This window comes from Isoptericola sp. NPDC056134, from assembly GCF_042264825.1.
In the GTDB taxonomy this organism is placed as follows: Bacteria; Actinomycetota; Actinomycetes; order Actinomycetales; family Cellulomonadaceae; genus Isoptericola; species Isoptericola nanjingensis.
This window is the reverse complement of record NZ_JBHJVM010000004.1, coordinates 55107-77080: the sequence shown is the minus strand read 5'-3', so window position 1 is coordinate 77080 and position 21974 is coordinate 55107. Positions and strand designations below refer to the sequence as shown.

17 protein-coding genes are annotated in these 21974 nt (G+C 74.7%); 8 read left to right on the top strand and 9 right to left on the bottom strand.

Features of this window, described 5'->3' with window-relative positions; all coding sequences use genetic code 11:
* Positions 1 to 31 precede the first annotated feature (31 nt).
* Positions 32 to 772, bottom strand: coding sequence for a 3-oxoacyl-ACP reductase FabG (gene fabG, locus ACFCZN_RS05520; protein ID WP_429763289.1), 741 nt, complete (start codon positions 770 to 772; stop codon positions 32 to 34).
* Positions 773 to 989: 217 nt separating this feature from the next.
* Here fabG and ACFCZN_RS05515 point away from each other — a divergent pair, with 217 nt between their 5' ends.
* The 3 genes from ACFCZN_RS05515 to ACFCZN_RS05505 are packed head-to-tail and all read left to right on the top strand — an operon-like array spanning position 990 to position 2697.
* Positions 990 to 1469, top strand: coding sequence for a DUF3099 domain-containing protein (locus ACFCZN_RS05515; RefSeq protein WP_430556100.1), 480 nt, complete (start codon positions 990 to 992; stop codon positions 1467 to 1469).
* Positions 1469 to 1705, top strand: a complete 237-nt coding sequence (locus ACFCZN_RS05510) for a hypothetical protein (protein WP_429763287.1) — start codon at positions 1469 to 1471, stop codon at positions 1703 to 1705. Before ACFCZN_RS05515 ends, ACFCZN_RS05510 begins: the two co-directional genes overlap by 1 nt.
* A complete protein-coding gene (locus tag ACFCZN_RS05505) occupies positions 1702 to 2697 on the top strand; it encodes an SURF1 family protein (RefSeq protein WP_430556099.1) in 996 nt (331 codons plus the stop codon). The genes ACFCZN_RS05510 and ACFCZN_RS05505 overlap by 4 nt, the downstream gene beginning before the upstream one ends.
* Here ACFCZN_RS05505 and ACFCZN_RS05500 read toward each other — a convergent pair.
* A complete protein-coding gene (locus tag ACFCZN_RS05500; RefSeq protein WP_429763285.1) occupies positions 2670 to 4268 on the bottom strand; it encodes an ABC-F family ATP-binding cassette domain-containing protein in 1599 nt (532 codons plus the stop codon). The two genes, ACFCZN_RS05505 and ACFCZN_RS05500, sit on opposite strands and share 28 nt — an antisense overlap.
* Positions 4269 to 4379: 111 nt before the next feature.
* Between ACFCZN_RS05500 and ACFCZN_RS05495 the strand changes: the two genes are divergently transcribed.
* Positions 4380 to 5861, top strand: coding sequence for a DUF2809 domain-containing protein (locus ACFCZN_RS05495; RefSeq protein WP_430556098.1), 1482 nt, complete (start codon positions 4380 to 4382; stop codon positions 5859 to 5861).
* 22 nt (positions 5862 to 5883) lie between these two features.
* On the opposite strand, the gene ACFCZN_RS05490 is transcribed toward ACFCZN_RS05495, so the two are convergent.
* Positions 5884 to 6618 carry a Type 1 glutamine amidotransferase-like domain-containing protein gene (locus ACFCZN_RS05490; RefSeq protein ID WP_430556097.1) on the bottom strand — a complete coding sequence of 245 codons (735 nt, stop codon included), beginning with the start codon at positions 6616 to 6618 and terminating at the stop codon, positions 5884 to 5886.
* A gap of 95 nt (positions 6619 to 6713) precedes the next feature.
* On the opposite strand from ACFCZN_RS05490, the gene ACFCZN_RS05485 reads away from it, so the two are divergent.
* From ACFCZN_RS05485 to ACFCZN_RS05470, 4 genes are all read left to right on the top strand, one after another.
* Complete coding sequence (locus ACFCZN_RS05485; protein WP_430556096.1) at positions 6714 to 7619, top strand: neutral zinc metallopeptidase; 906 nt, start codon at positions 6714 to 6716, stop codon at positions 7617 to 7619.
* A 66-nt stretch (positions 7620 to 7685) separates the two neighbouring features.
* On the top strand, positions 7686 to 8612 hold the full coding sequence (locus ACFCZN_RS05480; RefSeq protein WP_430556095.1) for an ATP-grasp domain-containing protein: 927 nt from the start codon (positions 7686 to 7688) through the stop codon (positions 8610 to 8612).
* Positions 8609 to 9883 (top strand): glycosyltransferase, encoded by a 1275-nt coding sequence (locus tag ACFCZN_RS05475; RefSeq protein WP_430556094.1) that lies wholly within the window; start codon positions 8609 to 8611, stop codon positions 9881 to 9883. Before ACFCZN_RS05480 ends, ACFCZN_RS05475 begins: the two co-directional genes overlap by 4 nt.
* A complete protein-coding gene (locus tag ACFCZN_RS05470; RefSeq protein ID WP_430556093.1) occupies positions 9811 to 11055 on the top strand; it encodes a hypothetical protein in 1245 nt (414 codons plus the stop codon). The genes ACFCZN_RS05475 and ACFCZN_RS05470 overlap by 73 nt, the downstream gene beginning before the upstream one ends.
* Here ACFCZN_RS05470 and ACFCZN_RS05465 read toward each other — a convergent pair.
* From ACFCZN_RS05465 to ACFCZN_RS05440, 6 genes are all read right to left on the bottom strand, one after another.
* The gene (locus ACFCZN_RS05465) at positions 11027 to 12769 is read right to left on the bottom strand and encodes an ATP-binding protein (RefSeq protein WP_430556092.1); all 1743 of its coding nucleotides are present in this window, start codon (positions 12767 to 12769) and stop codon (positions 11027 to 11029) included. The two genes, ACFCZN_RS05470 and ACFCZN_RS05465, sit on opposite strands and share 29 nt — an antisense overlap.
* Entirely contained in the window at positions 12769 to 13911 is a 1143-nt protein-coding gene (locus tag ACFCZN_RS05460) for a PIG-L family deacetylase (RefSeq protein WP_430556091.1), read from the bottom strand. The genes ACFCZN_RS05465 and ACFCZN_RS05460 overlap by 1 nt, the downstream gene beginning before the upstream one ends.
* Before the next feature lie 83 nt (positions 13912 to 13994).
* The gene (locus tag ACFCZN_RS05455) at positions 13995 to 17282 is read right to left on the bottom strand and encodes an RICIN domain-containing protein (protein WP_430556090.1); all 3288 of its coding nucleotides are present in this window, start codon (positions 17280 to 17282) and stop codon (positions 13995 to 13997) included.
* Between the two features lie 102 nt (positions 17283 to 17384).
* Positions 17385 to 18659 (bottom strand): galactokinase, encoded by a 1275-nt coding sequence (galK, locus tag ACFCZN_RS05450; protein ID WP_430556089.1) that lies wholly within the window; start codon positions 18657 to 18659, stop codon positions 17385 to 17387.
* The gene (locus ACFCZN_RS05445) at positions 18659 to 20467 is read right to left on the bottom strand and encodes a beta-galactosidase (RefSeq protein ID WP_430556088.1); all 1809 of its coding nucleotides are present in this window, start codon (positions 20465 to 20467) and stop codon (positions 18659 to 18661) included. The genes galK and ACFCZN_RS05445 overlap by 1 nt, the downstream gene beginning before the upstream one ends.
* A gap of 115 nt (positions 20468 to 20582) precedes the next feature.
* Positions 20583 to 21926 carry an ABC transporter substrate-binding protein gene (locus ACFCZN_RS05440; protein WP_429763273.1) on the bottom strand — a complete coding sequence of 448 codons (1344 nt, stop codon included), beginning with the start codon at positions 21924 to 21926 and terminating at the stop codon, positions 20583 to 20585.
* Between the last annotated feature and the right edge of the window lie 48 nt (positions 21927 to 21974).

Below are 21974 nucleotides of genomic sequence, written 5' to 3'. Positions count from 1 at the left end.
TGAGGTAGCGAGGGGGCAGGGCCTGGGCTGGTCAGTGACCCATGCCGAGGCCGCCGTCGACCGGGACGACGGCGCCGGAGACGTACGCCGCGGCGTCGGAGGCGAGGAACTCCACGACGCCGGCGACCTCGTCGGTCGAGGCGAAGCGGCCCGCGGGGATGGACGCCTGGTACTGCTTCTGGGTGGCCTCGGGCAGCGCCGCGGTCATGTCGGTCTCGACGAAGCCCGGCGCGACGACGTTCGCGGTGATGCCACGACCGCCGAGCTCACGGGTGATCGACCGGGCCATGCCGACGAGCGCGGCCTTGGACGAGGAGTAGTTCACCTGGCCGGGGCCGCCGTAGAGGCCCACGACCGAGCCGACGAGCACGATGCGGCCCTTGCGCGCGCGGATCATCCCCTTGGAGGCGCGACGGACGCAGCGGAAGGTGCCGGTGAGGTTGACGTCGAGCACCGTCTCGAACTCCTCGTCGCTCATGCGCATGAGGAGCTGGTCGCGCGTGACGCCGGCGTTGGCGACGAGCACCTCGACCGGGCCGAGGTCGGACTCGACGGCCGAGAACGCGGCGTCGACGGCGGCGCTGTCGGTCACGTCCGCGACGTAGCCGTGCACCCCGTCCGGCAGGTCCCCGCCCCGGTAGAGCGTGGCGACCGTGTCGCCCGCGGCGACGAAGCGCTCGGCGATGGTGCGGCCGATGCCGCGCGCCGCACCGGTCACGACGACGACCCGTCCGGCGGGCGCGGCGGGCTGGGGGGCGGGGGCGTCGGTCACGGGTTCTCCTCGGCGGTCGTGCGGGTGGTCACGGACGGGGGGTGGGCGGGACGGCGTGCGGGCGGCCGTCGACGCCCTGGTGACGCTACCCCGAGCGAGCGGCCACGCAGGGTCGCGGCGCGTCACACGTCCTCGCGACGCTTTGTCGGATCCCTACAAGGCGGGTCGCTCGGCGGAGAGGTCCCTGGGGCTCCGCGCGCCGTCCTAGACTGGCCGGGTGAGCAACGCCCGCGCGACCTCTCCCGGTCCGCGCCCCTCCGGAGGCCGCCGCCACGGTGCGGACCAGGGCGCCGAGGTCCCCTCGATCACCAGCGCCCCCGAGCCGCTGGAGGAGGACCAGGCGCGCCGCACGCGGCGCTACCTCGTCCAGATGGGCATCCGGATCGTGTGCTTCCTCGGCGCCATCGCCGCGGACGGCTGGGTGCGCTGGACGCTCGTGGTGCTCGCCGTCGTCCTGCCCTACTCGGCGGTGCTCTTCGCCAACGCCGGCCGCGACCGCGTCTCCTACGACACGTCGCCGATGGTCGACGTCGCGCCCACCGAGCTGACCGCGTCCGCCCAGGGCGACGCCGACCCGCACCGCCAGGAGGCTTCCGGGCCGGAGACGTTCGACGGCCCGCACCGCGTCGTCGAGCACCAGGACGACCCGGCGGACGAGGACGAGGACGAGAACGAGAACCCCGGAGGGACCCGCTGATGGACGTGCTCGGGACGAACGCCGACCCGGTGGTGGGCGAGCTGGTCTGCTCCGCCAAGGGCTGCCGCGCCGAGGCCGCGTGGGGCCTGCTGTGGAACAACCCGCGGCTGCACACCCCGGAGCGCCGCAAGGTGTGGCTCGCGTGCGACGACCACCGCGAGCACCTCGAGCAGTTCCTGGGCGCGCGCTCGTTCTGGAAGCAGACCGTCCCCGTCGCGGAGCTGGATCGCGCGTGACGACCGACCGCTCCCCCGACGCGCCGACACCCCCGCGCACCCGCCGGCAGTGGATCACGCTCGGCCTGGGCGCCGTGCTCCTGGCCGCCGTGTGCGTCCTGGCGGCCGTGTGGCAGTGGCACCGGTACACCTGGCGCGAGGCGCAGATCGACCTGGTGCAGTCCAACTACGCGGCGTCCCCCGTCCCCCTCGCCGACGTGCTGCCCGAGCCCGGCGCCGTCCTCGACCCGGACGACGAGTGGCGCCCCGCCGTCGCGACCGGCACCTACCGCCCCGAGGACACGGTGCTGCTGCGCAACCGCCCCGTCGGCGGCCAGCCCGGCTTCCACGTGCTGGTGCCGCTCGAGACCACCGGGGCGGACGGGCAGCCGGTCGTCCTCGTCGTCGACCGGGGGTTCGTGCCGCTGGGCGAGGACGCGAGCGCGCCGTCCTCCGTGCCCGACCCGCCGGCCGGCGAGGTCGAGGTGACCATGACGATGCGGCCCGACGAGCCCGCCTCCGACCGGGGCACCCCGGCGGGGCAGGTGCAGGCGATCCACACCGACCAGGTGCTCGCCGCGGGCCCGGACGGCGCCGCGTGGGCCGACGGCGACACCGTGGGCGGGTACGGGCAGCTGCGCTCCGAGGACCCGGCCGCCGCGACGACGCCGGGGGCCCTCCCCGAGCCGGACACCGACCCGGGGTCGCACCTCAGCTACACGGTGCAGTGGTGCATCTTCGCGCTCGGCGCGCTGGGCGGCTACGTCGTGCTGTGGCGGCGCGAGACCCGGCCGGTGCACGTGACGGCGGGCGACCTCCTCGCCGCGGGCGACGGCCCGGACCCCCTGGACGGGACCGGGCGGCCGGGCGCCGCGGTGCGCCCCCAGCGCCCCCGCCGACGGAAGGTCGACGAGGACTACGAGGACGCGCTGCTGGACGCCGCCGAGCGGCCGCGGGCCGACGCCGACAGGCCCGCCGGCGAGCGTCAGGCCAGCGACACCAGCTCGGCGTAGTCCGCGGACCACAGGTCCTCGTCGCCGTCGGGCAGCAGCAGCACCCGCTCCGGGTTGAGCGCCTCCACGGCGCCGTCGTCGTGGGTGACCATCACGACGGCGCCCTCGTAGGTGTCGAGCGCCCCGAGGATCTCGGCGCGCGACGCCGGGTCGAGGTTGTTGGTGGGCTCGTCGAGCAGCAGCACGTTCGCGCTCGAGACGACGAGCGTGGCGAGGGCGAGGCGGGTCTTCTCGCCGCCGGACAGCACGTTCGCCGGCTTCTCCGCGTCGTCGCCGCTGAACAGGAACGAGCCGAGCACCGAGCGCACCTGCGTGTCCGTGAGGTCGGGCGCCGAGTGCCGCAGGTTCTCCACGACCGTGGCGTCCAGGTCGAGGGTGTCGTGCTCCTGGGCGTAGTAGCCGATCTTCAGGCCGTGCCCCGGCACGACGCGGCCGGTGTCCGGCTCCTCCACGCCGCCGAGGATGCGCAGCAGCGTCGTCTTCCCGGCGCCGTTGAGGCCGAGGATGACGACGCGCGACCCGCGGTCGATCGCGAGGTCCACGCCGGCGAAGACCTCCTGCGAGCCGTAGCTCTTGGACAGCTCCTCGGCGGTGAGCGGGGTGCGGCCGCACGGCGCGGGCTTCGGGAACCGCAGGTGCGCGACCCTGTCGGCGCGCCGCTCCCCCTCGACGCCGGAGAGCATGCGCTCCGCGCGCTTGATCATGTTCTGCGCGGCGGTGGCCTTGGTCGCCTTGGCGCGCATCTTCTCGGCCTGCGCGACCAGGGCGCCGGCCTTCTTCTCGGCGTTGGCGCGCTCGCGCCGGCGGCGGCGCTCGTCGGTCTCGCGCTGCGCGAGGTAGGCGTCCCAGCCGAGGTTGTACTGGTCCAGCTCGCCGCGGTTGGCGTCCAGGTGGAACACCTTGTTCACCGTGGCGCGCAGGAGGTCGTTGTCGTGGCTGATCACGATGAACCCGCCGCTGTACGCCTTGAGGTAGTCGCGCAGCCAGGCGATCGAGTCGGCGTCGAGGTGGTTGGTCGGCTCGTCGAGGAGCAGCGTGTCGACGCCCGAGAACAGGATCCGCGCCAGCTCGATGCGGCGGCGCTGACCGCCGGACAGCGTGTTCAGCGGCTGGGCCAGGACGCGGTCGTCGAGGCCCAGGTTGCTGGTGATCCGGTGCGCCTCGGACTCCGCCGCGTACCCGCCCGCGGCGAGGAACCGCGCCTCGAGCTTCGGGTAGCGCTCGAGCGCCGCGGCCTGCGTGTCGGCGTCGGCCGAGGCCATGAGGCCCTCGGTCTCGCGCATCTGCGTGACGATGTGGTCGAGCCCCCGCGCGCTGAGCACCCGGTCCATCGCGACGACGTCGAGGTCGCCCGTGCGCGGGTCCTGCGGCAGGTAGCCGATGTCGGTGCCCCGCGTGATCTGCCCGGCCGCGGGGAGCGTCTCGCCCGCGAGCGTCTTGGTGAGCGTCGTCTTGCCCGCGCCGTTGCGGCCGACGAGGCCGATGCGGTCGCCCGGGGCGATGCGGAACGTCGCCTCGTGCAGGAGGGTGCGGGCGCCGAAGCGCAGCTCGACGCCGTGGGCGGTGATCAAGGCAGGGGTGTCCTTCGACAGGGGGTGGGAGGCCCCCCGAGTCTAGTGCTCTCGGGGTCCGGCCCACGACGACCTAGGTCACACCCCCGCCGGGCTCGGTAAGGTTCGCGCGTGAACCGCGCCCCTCGCCCGACGACGGCCGTCCTCGCCGTCGCCGTGGTCCTCGCCGGCCTCGGTGGCCGCGCCCTGCTCCCGCCCGCGGTCGGCGGGCCGCTCGGGGACGCCCTCTACGCGACGCTCGTCGTGCTGCTCGTCGCGTTCCTCGCCCCGCGCACGCGCCCCGTCGTGGCCGGCGTCGTCGGGCTCGTCGTGTGCGCGGGGATCGAGGCGGCCTGGCTGACCGACGTCCCGGCCCAGGTGGTCGCGCGGTTCCCGCTCACGCGGTACGTGCTCGGCGCGGCGTTCACGCCCACCGACCTGGCGTGGTACGCCGCGGGGGCCGTGGTGGGCGGGGCGCTGATCGCCCTGACCCGCCCCCGGCCGCGCGGGGTCGACCTCTCGCTGCGGCACGTGCGCGCCGAGACCGGGGGCCGACGACGGGGGGCGCGTGTCGCGGTCCCGGTGGTGCTGGTCGTCGCGCTCGCCGCGGGCGGCGGCACCCTGGCCTGGGTGCTGCGTTCCGAGACCCAGGAGCTCTCCGCGCGCGTCGTCGTCGCGCAGGACGCCCTCGACGGTTCCGCCGACCGGGTGGCCGACGCCGGCGTCCGCGACGACCTCGCCGCGACGATCGACGAGGCCCGCGCCCTGCTCGACGCGACGCCGGTCCTGGACCGGATGCCCGGCGACGCGCCCGCGCTCGCGACGCGGCTCGACGGCGACGTCGAGGCGGTGGAGGCCTCGCGGCTCGTCCTCGCCCGCACGCAGGCCGCCGACGCGCGCGACGCGCTCGCCCCGGTGGCGCGTCGCGCCGACCGCGTGCTGGCCGCGACCGACGAGCTCGCCGAGAGCGGGCGGGACGCCGGCGAGAGGGTGCGCGCGTCGTCCCGCGACGCGCTCGGCACCGCGGACGAGCTGACCGCCGAGACCCAGGACGACCGGATCGCCACCGCGTCGTTCACGGAGCTCGAGTCCGCCGCGGCGGACCTGGCCGCGCTGCGCGCCGACCTGGCGGACGCCACCACGGACCTCCTGACGGCGCAGGACGCCGTCGTCTGCCCCGAGCCGGACCAGGTGTGGTTCCCGGAGGCCGGGAAGATCTCGGCGACGAAGCTCGCGCCGATCCCGTGGGCGCCGCAGCACTCCGTGCGCGCGGACGTCCTGGACGGGCTGGTGGCGCTCGACGCCGCCTACCGCGCCGAGTTCGGCCAGCACCTGACGGTGAACTCCGCCTACCGCAGCTACGACCAGCAGGTCGAGGTGTACCACCCGGACGACCCGAACCCGCTGGCCGCGCCGCCCGGCTGCTCCAACCACGGCCTGGGCACCGCCGTCGACATCTCCATGGGCCCCGAGGGGTTCGACGGCGCGCGCTACGCCTGGCTCAAGAAGCACGCCGAGGAGCACGGCTGGACCCACCCGGGCTGGGCCGAGCCCGACGGCCGGCTGCCCGAGCCGTGGCACTGGCAGTCGGTGGAGACGCCGACGGAGTACTGAGGAGCCGGGCGGCGACGTCCCGTCACGCCCCGGGGAGGCGTCGCACGTCAAACGGCACCTCGCGCGCACCGTCGCCGTCGCGCTCGACGCGCAGGACGGGGCGGTCGGGTCGCTCGCTCACGGCCTCGACGGGCACGCCGTCGACGAACCGCAGGGCGGCGTACTCGTCCACCGCGTACCCCTCCGCGAGCGCCCCGGACGACACCCAGCCCAGGTAGGCGTCGCGGCGGTCCGCCTCGCCCAGGTAGTGCGGGCAGGCGCTGCCGGGCAGGAACCCGAGCCCGTCGTCGAGCGGCGCGAGGGGGCCGAACGAGTCGGTCGAGGAGGACTCGAACCAGCAGTTCATCCCGGCGCTGATGCCGGCGAGGACCGTCCCCTGCGCCGCGGCGCGGGCGAGCAGGTCGGGCAGGCCGTGCCGACGCCAGACGACCAGCAGGTTCGCCGTCGAGCCCCCGCCCACGTACACGACGTCCTGCTCGAGCAGCATCTCCGGGTCGGCGTACCCCCACGGCTCGTGGCAGAAGAGCGACAGCACCGACGTCCGGGCCCGACCGGCGAACGCCTCCTCGAAGCGGCGCGCGTACCCGTTGTCGTCGCCGCTCGCGGTGGGCACGAAGCAGACCCTCGGGGTGTCCTTGCCGGTGAGGTCGAGCAGATGGTCGTCGATCGCGGAGGAGCCGTCGTCCGACATCGAGAATCCGCCGCCGCCGAGGGCGAGCACCGTACCGGTCATTCCCGTGGGCATCGTCGCGAGCATGCCCGCACCCTACGGAGCGGGCGGCGCCCCGGCCCGCTGTTTTCCGCGCGGCCGCTTCCCGCGCGATCGCCCAGACCCCGGCCTAGCGTGGTCCCGTGACCTTCAACGAGGGCGGCGAGTTCGAGGGTGGCCGGGTCCGCAAGGGCGGGGGCGGACGCCGCGGCGCGGTCGTCGGCGGCGGCATCGGCGCCATCGTCGTCGCGCTGCTGGCCGTGTTCCTCGGCGGCGGCGACCTGGGCCAGCTCACCGGCGCCCTCGGCGGCGCCGTCCAGGACGCCGGGGCGCCCGCGGGCGACGGGCAGGAGCAGTACGTCGAGGCGTGCACGGCCGAGCAGGCGAACACCGACCGCGAGTGCCGGCTCTCGGCCACCGTGCAGTCGCTCGACGCCTACTGGGAGCGCGTGCTGCCGCAGCAGGCCGGCGTGGAGTACGCGCTGCCGTCGGTGGAGAGCTTCTCCGGGTCGACGACGACGGGGTGCGGGGCCGCGACCAGCGCGACGGGCCCCTTCTACTGCCCGCCGGACCAGACGGTGTACGTCGACGTCGCGTTCTTCGACCAGCTGAGCTCCCAGTTCGGCGCCGAGGGCGGGCCGCTCGCCGAGGAGTACGTCGTGGCGCACGAGGTGGGCCACCACGTCGAGCAGCTCACCGGCGCCATGGACGCCGCCGACCGGCGCGGCAGCGGGCCCGAGTCCGACTCCGTGCGCATCGAGCTCATGGCCGACTGCCTCGCCGGCATGTGGGCGGGCTCCGCCGCGACCGAGGTCGACCCCGACACGGGCGTGACGTTCCTCGACCCGGTCTCCTCCGCCGAGCTGCGCCAGGCGCTCGACGCTGCCGCAGCGGTCGGGGACGACCGCATCCAGCAGCGGGCCACCGGCCAGATCAGCCCGGAGGGCTTCACCCACGGCACCTCCGAGCAGCGGGTGCGGTGGTTCACCGTCGGCTACGAGGGCGGCACCCTGGACGACTGCGACGCCCTGGCCGCGCGCGCTCTCTGACGCTCGACCCGACCGCGCAGGGCGCTCCCGGCTGCATCGACGCAGACGGGCCCCTACGATCCGAGCATGGGTGACGCGCCACGGCTGCACACGATCCTGGTGACCGGAGCGGCCGGGCCCGCGGGCAGGGCGCTCGGCCCTCAGCTCGCACGCCGCGCCGACACGGACCTCCGGCGGGTGGTGGGGGTCGACCTGGCACCGGCCGCGGGCACCGGCTACGACGTGGTCGAAGCCGTGCCCGCGGCGGCCGACCCCGCCTACGACGCGGCGACTCTCGACCTGCTGCGCCGTCACCGTCCCCGTCTGGTCGTGCCCACCGTCTCCGACGAGCTGCCACGGCTCGCGGTGCTCGCGGGGGCGGCCGGGCTCGGGACGTCGGTCGTGCTGTCGGCGCCGGGCCCCACCGCCGTCGCCGCGGACAAGCTCCTCACGATGTGGTCGCTCGAACGGCACGGGGTCTCCGTCCCCCGGCACCTGCCCGCCGACGCGCTGGGCTCGGCGGCCGAGGCCCTGGCGTGGGCCGACGGACCGGTCGTCGTCAAGCCGCGCGTCGCCCGCGGCGGGCGGGGCGTGCACGTGGTGGAGGACCCTGACGACCCGGTCTGGGCGAGCACGGACGCGTCGTGGGTGGTGCAGGCCTTCGCCCCAGGCACCGAGTACAGCCCCCAGGTGTACCGCTCCCCCGTCGACGGTCGCTGCGTCGTCGTCGTGCTCGAGAAGACGGGCCGCAAGGAGGGACGCGTGGGCAACGCCACCGCGGTGGAACGGCTGGCCACCGGGACGGCGGACGACGTCGCGAAGCTCGCCTCCCGCACCGCGGAGGCGCTCGACCTCGTCGGCCCGCTCGACGTGGACGTCCGGCTCCTCGCGGACGGCACGCCCGTGGTCCTCGAGGTCAACGCCCGGTTCGGCGCCGTCTCGGCGGCCGCACCGGAGGTGCTCGACGCGGTCCTCGACGAGTGGCCCTCGACGAGCGATCGGGTCGCGCCGTGACGTCCGTCCTCGTCGCGCTCGTCCTGGTGCTCGGGCTCTCGCTGCTGGTGGTCGGGCTGGTCCGCCTCGCGTTCGTGCCCGCTGCTCTCGTGTTCGAGGCCCGGCGCCGCCGCGACGACCCCGGCCCGGCGGGTTGCGGCCCGATGTTCCCCGAGGCGCCCATGGTGAGCGTCGTCGTGCCGGCGTACGAGGAATCCGTGGTGATCGAGAACTGCGTGCGCTCCGTGCTGCGCAGCGAGCACCCTTCGCTGGAGATCGTGTGCGTCGACGACGGCTCGTCCGACGACACGTTGGTGTGCATGGAACGGCTCGCAGCGGAGCACCCCCAGGTGCGAGCCCTGCGCCAGGACAACGCCGGCAAGGGGGCGGCGCTCAACACGGGGATCGCGGCGGCGCGGGGCGACGTCCTGGTCCTCGTCGACGCGGACGGCCTGTTCCGGCCGGACACGGTGACGCGGCTGCTGCGCGGGTTCCGCGACGACCGGGTCGGCGCCGTGTGCGGGAACGACCGGCCCGTCAACCTCGACCGCGTCCTCACCCGGCTGCTGTCCCTCATCAGCCACGTCGGGACGGGGCTCATGCGCCGTGCGCTCGACGTCCTGGGGTGCCTGCCGATCGTGTCGGGGAACATCGGCGCGTTCCGGCGGGACGTGCTCGACCGCGTCGGTGCGCTGCACACCGACACCCTCGGCGAGGACCTCGAGCTGACATGGCGCGTCGCGCGGGCGGGCTACCGGGTGACGTTCGCGCCCGACGCCCTCGTCTACGCCGAGTCCCCGTCGACCCTGCGCGGCCTGTGGCGCCAGCGCGTCCGGTGGGCCCGCGGTCTCCTCCAGGTGACCTCCATGCACCGCTCGATGGTCGGCAACCCGCGCTACGGTGCGTTCGGCGTGTACCTGCTGTACAACACCGCGGCCCAGGTCGTCGCGCCGTTCGTGCAGGTGCTGGCCATGATCGCGCTCGCGGTCCTCGTGCTCGTCGACGGGCCCTCGTGGGTGCCGTCGTCCTGGTGGGGATGGGTGCTCCTGCTCGGCCTGCCGCTGTCGCTCGCGCTGCTGCTGCTCGCGGTCCTCCTGGACCGGGCACCCGGGGACCTCCGGCAGCTGTGGACCCTCCCGTTGTGGCCCGTCTACTCGCTGATGATGACCTTCGTCGTGCTCGACGCCGCGCGACTGGAGCTGGGGAACGCGGAGAACCGATGGAACAAGCTGGACCGGAGCGGGACGGTGTCGGTGCGCGGGCTCGTCGACGACGATGGCCCTGGCTCCTGACCGTCGTCGCCACGCTCGGCGTCGCCGTCGGAGCCGCCGTGCTCCTCGCGCGACCGTGGGAGGACGTGCCGCCGACCATGCGGCCCACCGTCACCCCCGAGCAGGAGCGCTCCGTCAGCGTCGACTTCGGCATCGTGACCGACCCCGACACGGACTGGGCGGCGATCGACCGGCACCTCGACGCCGTGGGTGCCAACGGCGTCGACCTCAACGCGGGACGGGTCGAGTTCACGGCGTTCGACTGGCCCGCTCACCCGGAGGTCGCGGCCGAGCCCGGCAGCGACCACCTGTCGCGCGCTGCCCGCGCGCTGCAGAGGACCGCCGACGGCACGCCGCGCGAGATCGGGCTCATCGTCGACGCCTACGTCCCCGAGTGGATCAAGTCCGACCCGTCGATCGCCGGGGTCTCGGCCAAGGGCACCCCCTCCCCCTACCGCGCGTCGGCCTCGGAGCTCGCCACGGGCGAGGTGGGAGACCGGCTCGTCGAGTACGTCACCGATCTCGGTGAGCGCTACAACCCCAGTCGGATCGCCGTCACCGAGCTCTTCCTCAACTTCTACAGCTTCGGCGACGACGACCTCGCCCTCTACCGCGAGATGACGGGCGCCGACGACTGGCCGCGGGACGCCGACGGCCAGATCGACGAGGACGACCCCGAGCTCGGCACGTGGCGGTCGGAGGTGCTGGCCGGGCTGCTGGCCCGGATGCGCGCCGGTCTCGACGGCGTGCGCGACGGCCAGGGCGAGCAGATCGAGCTCGCGATGGACGTCCGCGTCGGCTGGGACGACCCTGCCGCCGGTGCGCCCGCGAGCGGACACGACTACGAGATCCTCCTGCGGTCCGCCGACCGCCTGGTCGTCTGGGCGTACGTCGGGGCCAGGGCACGCACTCCCGCGGACGTCGAGCGGGTCACGGCGGCGCTGCAGTCGGCAGGCTTCGACATGTCCCGCTTCACGGTCTCCGTCGGTCTGTGGGCGGCCTCGGCGGACGCCGACCCGCCCCAGGCGATCTCGCCGGAGCGCATGGCCGCGACGCTCCGGGCCGCGACCACCCACGGCGTCGGGGACGTGAACGTCACGCCGCTCTCGCACCTGTCCCCGGCGCACCGGGCGACGCTGGCCCGGGTCTGGGGCGGCGCAGCGCCTAGCGCGTCGGCAGGTCCGGGAGGGTGACGTCCACCTCGGTCCCCTGACCCGGCACGCTGCGGATCGACATCACGCCGCCGTGGTCGTGCACGACCCGGTCGACGAGCGCGAGCCCGAGGCCCGCGCCGCGCACGCGTCGCCGTCGGGTGTTGCGGGTGCGGTAGAACCTCTGGGTGACGCGGTCGAGCTCGTCGGCCGGGATGCCGATCCCCGCGTCCGCCACGAGCAGGCGCGCCAGGTGCGACCCGGTGGGCGTCGCCCCGCTCGTCACGGAGACCTTGACCTGGGAGCCCCGGTCGCTGTACTTCACCGCGTTGCTGAGCAGGTTCTCGACCACGTGGCCCAGACGGTGGGGGTCGGAGACGAGCGGGACGACGGCGTCTCCCTCGACCACCACCTCGATCCCGGCGGCCTCGGCCGCCGGGCGCTCGCTCTCGACGGCGTCACGGACGACCTGGACGACGTCCAGCTCGTGCCCCTCGAGCACCTGACGACCCGCGACGATCTGGGCGCTGGTCAGCAGGTCGTCGATGAGCGCGCTCAGCCGTCGCGCGTTGCGCTCGACGACCCCCAGGTAGTGCCGCTGCTCGTCGTCCAGCCGGTCCTCCTCGAGCCGCAGCAGGTCCACGTACCCCAGGATCGACCCGAGCGGAGTCCGCAGCTCGTGGCTCACGAGCCCGACGAACTCGTCCTGGATGCGCTCCTCCTCGTGGCGGGCGGTGACGTCGGTGGCGACGACGAGGAAGCCCGCGGGGAGGTCCGACGCGGCCCCGGCGAGCGCGGATCGCTCGGTCACGGTGAGCTCGAGGTACCGGCGCTCCCCGTCGGGCAGCATCACGGGCCACTCGGCGACGTGGGTGGCTCCCGTGACCGCGGTACCCAGCACGACCCGGTTCGCCGCGACCCTGTCCGGGGCTCGTCCCGTGCCGGGGCCGTCCGCCTCGGCCAGCCGCGCGGCGATGGCCGCCGGTTCCACGAGCTGCGAGACGTCGAGGCCGATCAGGTCCTCCTCGGCGCGCGCGAGCACCCGCACGGTGCCCGGGCTGGCCCAGACGATCCTGCCCGAGACGTCGGTCGCCACGAAGCCCTGCTCCGTCGCGGCGGCCATGATGCCCCGCAGGTCGTCCCGGGACTCGCGCAGGTGCCGCGCCGCGGTAGCGAGCTCGTCGCGCGCACGACCCAGCTCCTGGGCCTGGCCGCGCGCCACCCCCACGAAGCCGTGCGTCCCGACCGCCACCAGGCCGAGCACCAGCAGCACCACCAGCGCGTGCATGGCGGGATGGACCCGCTCGACGGCCGTGACCGGCATCATCATCGGGCCGAACAGGACCAGCACCGAGCCGCCCATCGCCAGCACCAGCCCCCAGGCCTCCCGCTGCAGCGCCAGGCTCACGACCGGGAGGAACAGCAGCGCGTCGAAGCTCGCCAGGATCAGGCCGGAGCCGACCTCCAGCGCACCGATCGCCACCATCTGCGTCAGGGGGAGCACGCATCGCCAGCCCGGCGACCACCGGTCCCAGCGCCCGAGGCTGCCCGCCAGCTGCACCGCGACGACCAGGACCACGGCGAGCGTGAGCCACACCGGGTCCCCGTCGATCCCGCTGATGCGCATGATCACCAGCACCACGAGGAACGAGACGGTGAGCGGAAGCTGCCGCAGCCCCACGGCCTCGTCGGCGAACCACGCGCCCCAGACCCGGTCAGACGTCCGACCGAGACGGTGGACCAGGTCTCGGGTCATCAGGGGCCCGCCCCCGCCCCGCCCCGCCGGACGTTCTGGTGCGCGGCGGGGGCCCGCGGGGTCAGCAGCGAGGACAGGTCGACCGGGGCGCCCGAGTCCTGCCCGTCCACGGCGGGCGTCGCACGCACGGCCGACGACCGGGCGAGCGTCTCGCTGGCCCGGACCGTCTCCAGGGGCTCGACCTCGCGCGCCGGGCTGAACCGCGCCCAGTACCGCGCGGTCGCTCGCACCACGTCCGGCTGCATGTACTCGCGGTGGGCCTGCGACACGTAGGCCGCGAGCATCCGCAGCTTCACCTCGACGAAGCCGTCGACGTCCACGAACCGGTTCGGGGCGAAGGCCACGGTCGAGGACGGGCTCTGGAAGCACCACAGGCTGGGCACCTGGCGTGCCGCGATCTGCACCGCCCCGTTCACCGCCCGGTGGTCCTGGTGCCGGTCGTTCGCGCTGTGCGTGTACACGCGGTGCGGGTCGACCTCGGCGACGACCTCCTCGATCGCCCCGATCACGCCAGCGGCCGGGTCGATCTGGGTGTCCGGGAAGTCGAGGTGCACCAGCCGCGCGCCGACGACGTCCGCCGCCGCGAGCGCCTCCTCGTGCCGTTCCGCGGCCAGACCGCCCACCGAGCCGCCCGAGAGCGTGAGGATCACCAGCTCGTCCCCCACCGCGCCGTGGGCCGCCAGGGTGGCGCCCACCCCGATCTCGACGTCGTCGGGGTGGGCGCCGACCGCCAGGACCCGTTGCCGCGACGACTCCCGCTCCCGGCGGGCGCGCTGCGCGAGCTCGGTGGCCCGCTCCACCACCGTGGACGCCGCGACCGGCTTGACCAGGAAGTCGTCGGCGGCCTCCCGCAGGGCGGTGACGGCGTGCGTCACGGTCGGGAACGCGGTGACGATCATGATCGGCAGGGTGGGGTCGATCGCCCGGACCTCGGGCAGGATGTCCAGCCCGGAGCGCCCCGGGAGCTGGATGTCGCTCACGAGGACGTCGTAGGTCGAGCGTCTCAGCGCGGCCAGAGCCTCCTCGGCGTCCGTGGCGATGTCGACGTGCATCCCCCCGTACCGCGCGAGCGCGATGCGGACGAACTCCGCCGAATCAGGGTCGTCCTCGAGCACCAGCGCACGGAAAGTGTCGTCGGACACCGGCTCTCCCCCTCACAAGTCCCGCCTGGTCAGACCGTACGCGCCGCGCGTCGTGGACGCGCGACGACGGGCACGGGCGGTGCTCACCGGCCGGCCGCGACGACCTTCCACGGCCCGTGCTTCGACGTGCCCGGCTCCTGGTCGCGGGTCCACCACCGCGCCTCGTACCGCGCGCCGTCGTGCACCACGACGTCGCCGTCGTCGAAGATCCGCGACCCCGTCCAGACCGCCGTGCCGTCGCCGGCGCGGACGAGCTCCTGCCACGGCCCGCTCGCGGAGGTGCCCGGCTCCTGGCCGCGCGTCCACCAGGTGGCGGCGAACTGCCCGCCCTGGTGGAAGACGACGTCGCCGTCGTCGTAGGTCGCCTTCGCGTCCCACGCGGGCTCGGCGTCGCCGGGCACCTTCGCCAGCACCTCGACCTCGCTGACGATCAGGTGCGTGTCCGGGTGCGCCGTCATCACCACGCGCACCGCGTCCGCGCGCACGTCCGCGGGGACCTCGGCCACGAGCGTCCCGTCGTCGGTCGACGCCTCGCCGACGGCCCGCCAGGCGCCGTCGACGCGCGCCTCGACGGCGACGTCGGTGGCCCAGCTCCGGTGCGAGCCGTCCCGGAAGAACCGCGTCACGACGCCGGTGACGTCGCGCGCGCCCGGCAGCGTCACGGTGAGCGTGTCCTCGGGGTTCTTGGCGTCGGGGCGCCAGTTGGACCAGCCCTTGTCGGAGGTGTCGCCGTTGATGACGCGCGACGCCGGGTAGCCGGGCTCGGTGGACGTGGCGGCCGCCGAGGTGCCCTCGGCGAGCGCGGCGTTCGCCTCGCCCGGCGGGGTGACCAGCACCCGCACCGTGGCGGGCAGCGTGCCGCCCGCGCCGTCGTCGGCGGCCCCGGTCAGCTCGACCACGCCGAGCTCGTCGAACGCGCCCGCGGGGACGTCGTCCCAGGTCACCGGGCGCTGCACCGCGCCGCCGCCGGCGGCGACGGCGGTCACCGTGGCGGGCAGCCCGACCTCGGCCGCCGCCTCGCCCGCGTAGGCCTCGGCGCGGGCCGTCTCGGTCCGCTCGAGCGTGTCGACCAGCACGGTGGCTGTCGCCTGGACCGTGCCGCCGGCCGGCACCTGCACGGTGCCGCCGACCTCGACCGTGCCGGCACGCGCCCACGCGTCGTCGCCGGGCACGTCCCACGTCACCGGCAGCTCGCCGCGCGCGCCGCCCGGGTGGACGGGGGTGACGACGTCCGGCAGCACCGGCGCGACGCCCGGCGTCGTGAACACGTCCACCGGCTCGGTGCCGAGCACGGTCTCGTCGACCACGGCCCAGCGCTGGTTGGCGCCGGACGTCGCCCGGTAGGTCCCGACGGGCGAGCCGCCGGCCGTGGCCTCGCCACCCACCTCGAGCAGGGTGCGCGACGACGCGTTGACCAGCGTGTACGTGCCGTCGCCGGTGGTGGACAGGATCCAGCGCGCGGCCTCCGGGGTGTCGGCGGGGTCGGCCGGGGCGTCCGCGAGCACCGCGGAGGTGTCCTCGCTCACCGCGAGCTGCTGCCCCGTGGCCACGTTCGTCACGGCGTACCGCGTGCGGTGCGAGCCCGAGCCCTCGGGGGCGCCGAGATCCTCGAGGGTCCAGAGCTGCTCGGCCGCGGCCGGGTCGTCGGTCGCGATCTGGAGGGCGTCGCCGTCAGGTGCCAGCGAGCGGCCCGACTGCGCCCCGTCGAGCCGGACGACGTGGCCGTCCTGCGCCAGCGGCGCGTCGTCCGCGACGCCCGAGACGCCGTCGACGACGAACGTCGTCACCGACTCCGCCGGCACGGTGACCGTGGCCGCCGCGTCCTGCACGGCCACCGGCTCGCCCTCGACGAGGTACCCGTCGGTGCTGGTGGTCACCGGCGTGACCGTCGCGCCCGCCGTGGTCGCGAAGCCCGACAGGTCGAGCGTGACGTCGCGCGACGCCGTCGTGTCGTTGACGTGCACGACGGTCGCGGCGTCGCCCGCGGCCGAGACCGCGGCGGTGCTGTCCGCGTCGTCCACCCCGACCAGCCGGTCCCCGGGCGCGATGTAGTGCGTGAAGTTCTGGGTGACCCAGTACTTGGTGTTGGTGTAGATCGGGCAGGTCTCGAGCGTGTCGTCCGCGGTGCAGGAGAACGAGAGCTGGATCTCGCCCCAGTTGCCGCCCTCGGGGCTCTCGCCGCCGGGCGCCATGTTGTCGTAGTCCTCCACGGGCTGCCAGAACACCCACGCGGACGGCTCCAGCTCGCGCAGGTCGTCGACGATCTGGTGCGCGCTGCCCAGGCCGGACTCCATGGACTCGAAGTCCTGCCCGGTGCTCGACCAGGAGCCGCCGACCTCGCTCATCCACAACGGCTTGTCCTCGCCCTTGGCGATGTCGCGGACCGTGGTGCGCTGGCCCGTGCCGTACGTGTGCACGTTGAGCTGCGACACCTGGTCGCGCACGGCGTCCGGGTAGGAGTTCCAGTTGGTGGCGAAGCGGCCGGGGTTGGTCTCGTCCATCGCCGAGATCACGGCGCCGGTGCCGGAGCCGTCGAGGGCGCCCGCGAGCGCCGGGATGACCTGCTGCTGCAGCTCGGGGCCGATGTGCGCGCCCTCCTGGCGGCCGCCGGTCGGGTTGCCGTCCGCGCCGAGCTGGGTGCCCCAGTAGTTCGTGTTCGGCTCGTTGAACGGGTCGATCGTGTCGACGTCGATGCCGTGCGCGTCCTCGAGGCGCTCGACGGCGCCCACGAGGTACTGCGCGAAGTCGTCGACGCTCGCGGTCTTGAGCTGGTCGGCGTTCGCGTCGAAGTTGCCCGACACGTAGCCGGACTCGGTCATGAACCAGGGCGGGGAGTTGCTGAACGCCTCCCAGTGCGTGACGTCGTCCTTGATGCGGTCCACCCACCAGCGCTGGGTGGCGTCGGCGTCCGCGTCCCAGTGGTCCGGGTCCGCCGGGTCCCACCAGTCCACGTCCTCGCGGGTGGTGCCCTCGGGCGCCTTCCACCAGCCGTCGACGGCGCCGCCCGCGCGCAGGTAGTCGGGCACGTCGGGGGCGTTGCCGCCGCCCACGTTGTAGCGCGCGATGTTGAGGTTCAGCCCCTCGTCGCCGAACACCATGTCGGCGAGCCGGTCGCGGATCTCGTCCGGGTAGCCGCCCGTGGCGTTGGCGAACCACACGAGGCTGGTGCCCCAGCCCTCGAACGGCTCCCCCGCGTACGACGGGTCGGGGCGGACCGTCACGCCGGCGGCGTCGGACCCGGCCGCTGCGGCGGGGACCGGGGAGGTCGCGGGCTGTGCGGACGCCGGGGCCAGGCCGGAGGCGAGCAGCGCGCCCGCCGCCCCGGCGACGACGGCGATGCCTCGTCGGTGGTGCCTTCTCGTCGGGCTCATCGGTGAACCTCTCTCTCGCGTCGGTGCGATGGGTGGGGTCGTGCGACGGGTCGTGCGGGTCGGTTCGTGCGGATGTGAGGTCGGTGCGGTCGGTCGGTGCGGTCAGTCGGTGCGGCCGGCCGGGGCGGACGGCGGGGCGAGGAGGAACGCGGGCGCGGCGAGGCCGGCGTCGGCGAACGCTGCGCGGACGTGCGCGACGACGGCGTCGACGTCGACGTCCCGCACCAGCGCGAGCGTGGAGCCCCCGAAGCCGCCGCCCGTCATGCGGGCGCCGAGCGCGCCGGCGGCGACGCTCGCGTCGACGGCCAGGTCCAGCTCGGGCACGGTGACCTCGAAGTCGTCGCGCAGCGACACGTGGGAGGCGGTCATCAGCGGCCCGACCTGCTCGTACGCGCCGGCGCGCACGAGCTCGGCCACGTCCGCCGTGCGCGCCGTCTCCGTGACGACGTGCCGCACCCGGCGGCGCAGCACGCCGTCGGGGTCGTGCGGGGCCAGCGCGGCGAGGGCGTCGTCCAGGGCCACGGGGCCGACGTCGCGCAGGCTGTCGCGGCCGAGCAGCGCGGCCGCCCGCTCGCACGACGCGCGCCGGGCGGCGTACTGCCCGTCGACGAGCCGGTGCGGCGCCCGGGTGTCGACGGCGAGCAGCGCCAACCCGGCCGACGCCAGGTCCCACGGCAGCGGGACGGCGTGCTCCTCCGGCGGCAGGCCCGCGCGGAAGTCGAGCAGCAGCGCCTCGCCCGCGCGGCACAGCAGGGAGGCGGACTGGTCGAGCCCGCCCGTCGCCGCGCCGGCCACGTCGTTCTCGGCGCGGACCGACGCCTCGACCAGGCGGGACCGGCCGGCGACGGAGCCGCCCAGGCCGAGCCCGTGCACGTCGTCCAGCGCCACGGCGACGGCGCTCTCCAGCGCCGCGGAGCTGGACAACGAGGCGCCGAACGGCACGCAGGAGTCGACGGCGGCGTCGAAGCCGCCGACCGCGTGCCCGGCCTCGCGCAGCGCCCACGCCACCCCGGCCAGGTAGGCGCCCCAGCCGGAGACGCCGCCGGCCGCGCCCCCGTCTGCGCCGACGTCGGCGAGGTCCGCCTCCCACAGGCCGTCGGCCTGCGCCGACGCGAGGCGGACGACGTCGTCGGTGCGCGGCCGCAGCGCGACGTACGTGCGGTGCGGCAGCGCGGTGGGCAGGCACAGCCCGGCGTTGTAGTCGGTGTGCTCGCCGATGAGGTTCACGCGGCCCGGCGCGGACCACACGCCGACGACCGGGTCGCCGGCAGGGTCGCCGCCGAACGCCCGGGCGAAGACGTCCCGGGCGCGCCGGGCGCCCTCGGCCGGCGGCCACGCGACGTGCCAGCCGGCGTCGTCCACGGGCTGCGCCCCCATCAGGCCTCCGTGGGGCCGAGGTCGGGGGCCGCGACGAACCGCGCGCGGGGTGCGGCGGCGCCGTGCAGCTCGAGCAGCACCAGCTCGTTGCCCTCGGTCCGCAGGAGCGGGCCGGGCACGTAGAGCGTGCCCGTGGGCCCCTGGCTCGAGTACCGGCCGAGCAGCTCGCCGTTGACCCACACGAGGCCGCGGGTCCAGCCGTCCAGGCGCAGGAAGTGGTCGACGCCCGCCACGGAGCCGAACGTGCCGCGGTGGAACGACGGCCCGGCGACGGGCCCGCCGACCGGCCCGTCGAGCCGGCCGGCGTCGTCCGCGGCCGCCCACAGGGCGTCGTCCAGGAGCGCCGGGGCGTCCTCGAGGCGCAGGGGCACGGCCTCCCAGTCGGTGAGCTCGCGGGTGGCGGTGCGCACCGTCCCGACGATCCCCTTGGGCTCGCCGATCCGGGGGCCGTAGTTGACGCGCCCCCGGTCCTCGACGAGCAGCGTCAGGGTGCCGGCCCGCCGCGGCAGCGGCAGCGACCAGGCGTGGGCGGTGCGGTCGAGCACGCCCACCGGATCGCCGTCGAGCGCGACGACGGCGCGGTCGCGCACCTCCTCGACCACCAGGACGGCGTCGTCGGCCGTGATCTTCGTGCCGTACAGCGCGAAGCCGGACCACTGGCGCAGGTCGTCCATCGTCGGGGGCTGCGGGGCCGACGTCCGCGACCTCCGCCCGGACACCAGGTCCAGGACGGCGTCGAGCGCCACGCGCCGGTCGAGGACGACGTCGAGCTCCGGTGCCGGGGCCGGCTCGAGGGGCACCTCGTCCGGCACCGACGCGTGCTTGGCGATCACCGCGCGCAGGGCGTGGAACTTCGCGGTGGGGCCGCCGTGCTCGGACAGCGGGGCGTCGTAGTCGTACGACGTGGTGATGGGCAGGTACGTGCCCTTGTCGTTCGCCCCGTTGGTCAGCCCCAGGTTGGTGCCGCCGTGGAACATGTAGAGGTTGACCGACGCGCCCGCGCCGAGCAGGTCGTCCAGGTCCGCCGCCGTGGTCTCCGGCGCGGTGACGTGGTGCTCGAGCCCCCAGGAGTCGAACCAGCCGTCCCAGAACTCCGTGCACATCAGCGGCCCGGTGGGCTGGTGCCGCCGCAGCACGGCGAGCCGCTCCAGCGACCGCGAGCCGAAGTTCGCGGTCTTGTGCAGCTCGGGCAGGCCGCCGAGCGACAGGTGCTCGTCGTCGGCCTGGTCGCACGTGAACAGGGGCACCTCGATGCCCTGCTCCCGCGTGAGGTCGACGAGCGCCCGCAGGTAGCGGGTGCGCTCGTCGGCGGGCACGCCCGGGTAGGCGCCGTACTCGTTCTCCACCTGCACCAGGAGCACGGGGCCGCCGCGCGTCACCTGCCGCTCGGCCACCAGCGGCAGGAGGTGCGCGTAGTAGGTGCCGATGGCCGCGAGGAACGCGGGGTCGTGCCGCCGGACCCCCGCGCTCCCGCCGGCGAAGAGCCAGGCGGGCAGCCCGCCCCCGTCCCACTCCGCGCAGATGTACGGCCCGGGCCGCACGATCGCGTGCAGCCCCTCCGCGGCGACGAGGTCGAGGAAGCGGCCCAGGTCGCGGCGGCCGGTGAGGTCGAACTCGTCCGGCTCGGGCGCGTGGAAGTTCCACGGCACGTACGTCTCGATCGTGTTCAGCCCCATCAGGCGCGCCTTGCGGATCCGGTCCGCCCACTGGTCGGGGTGCACGCGGAAGTAGTGCAACGCCCCGCTGATCACCTGGAAGGCGCGGCCGTCGAGCAGGAAGTCCTGCTCGCCGATCTGGAACGTGGGCATGGGGCGGAAAACCTCTCCGGGATCGAGGAGCGCGAGGTCGCGCCGGGCGGCGCGAGCGTCTCTGCCGGTCAGGGATCCGGTCCGGGACGCTGACCGACAGAGACGATCGTCGGGACTACTTGTTGACGGTGAAGCCCTGGCCGTTGCCGTACGTGGCGGACTGCTCCTGCCACTTCGCGAGGCCGTCCGTCAGCGTGGTGCCGGAGACGTACGCCTGGCCCACCGTGTCGTTGAAGATCGAGTTCGCGTAGACCTGGAACGGCAGGTACTGCCAGCCCTCGACGACGTTGGCCGCGGAGTCGGCGAGCACCTCGTTGATCTTCTGGCCGCCGAAGTACTCGGACTCGGCGCTGCGGAACTCGTCCGACTCGAGGTCGGCCGTGGTGGCCGGGAACGCGCCGCCGTCGAGGCGGGCCTGCACGCCGTCACCGTTCGTGGCGTAGTCGACGAAGGCGTAGGCGAGCTCCGCGTTCGTGCTGGCGGCGGGCACGGTCAGCGACGAGCCGCCGTTCTCGGAGGTGGCGTGCTGCCCGGCCTCCCACTGCGGCATCTCGGCGACGCGCCACTTGCCCTTGCCCTGCGGGACGCCGGACTCGAGGTTGGCGGGCATCCACGCGCCGATGGTCAGCGTCGCGATGGTGCCGTTGCCGAGGCCCTGGTACCACTCGTCGCTCCACGAGCCGACGGGGGCCAGCAGGTCCTCGTCGATCAGCTGCTGCCACACGTCCGCGAACTTCTGCGTGCCCTGGTCGCCGGCGAAGTCGATCGTCACGTCGGTGCCGTCGACCTGGTACGGGTGCCCGCCCGCCTGCCAGATCATGCTGGTGGTGAAGCCGGCGTCGCCGATGTCGTTGGCGATGTACGCCTTCGGGTCCTTCTCGTGGATGGTCCGGGCGGCCTCGAGGTACTCGTCCCAGGTGGTCGGCACGTCGACGCCGTACTTCTCGAAGACGTCCTCGTTGTAGAAGAGGGCCATGGGGCCGGAGTCCATGGGCAGGCCGTAGACGCCGTCGCCGCTGTGCACGGAGCTCCACGGGCCGGTGCTGAACGTGCCGTCCAGGTCGTCCGCGCCGAGCGGGCCGAGGTTCGTCAGCGCCTCCGAGATGGCGAACTGCGGCACGGCGTAGTACTCGACCTGCGCGACGTCGGGCACCCCGTCGCCCGCCGAGATCGCGTTCTGCAGGGCCGTGTACTGGTCGTTGCCCGTCCCGACGTTCTCGAGGTTCACCGTGACGTTCGGGTACTTCTTCTCGAAGTCGGTCACGACCTGCTCCAGCGTGGGCTCCCACGCCCACACGGTGATCTCGCCGCCCTTCTCGAGGACGGCGGCGGTGTCGACGGGCGCGGCGTCGCCGCCGCCGGAGCCGCCGTCGTCGCCGGAGCCGCAGGCGGCCAGGCCGAGGGCGAGCACGCCGGCGAGGGCGGTACCGCGCGCCAGGTGGCGGGATCGTGCGTTCATGGGGTCCTCACTTCGTTGTCAGACGGGGGATACGCGGGGAGGTACGGG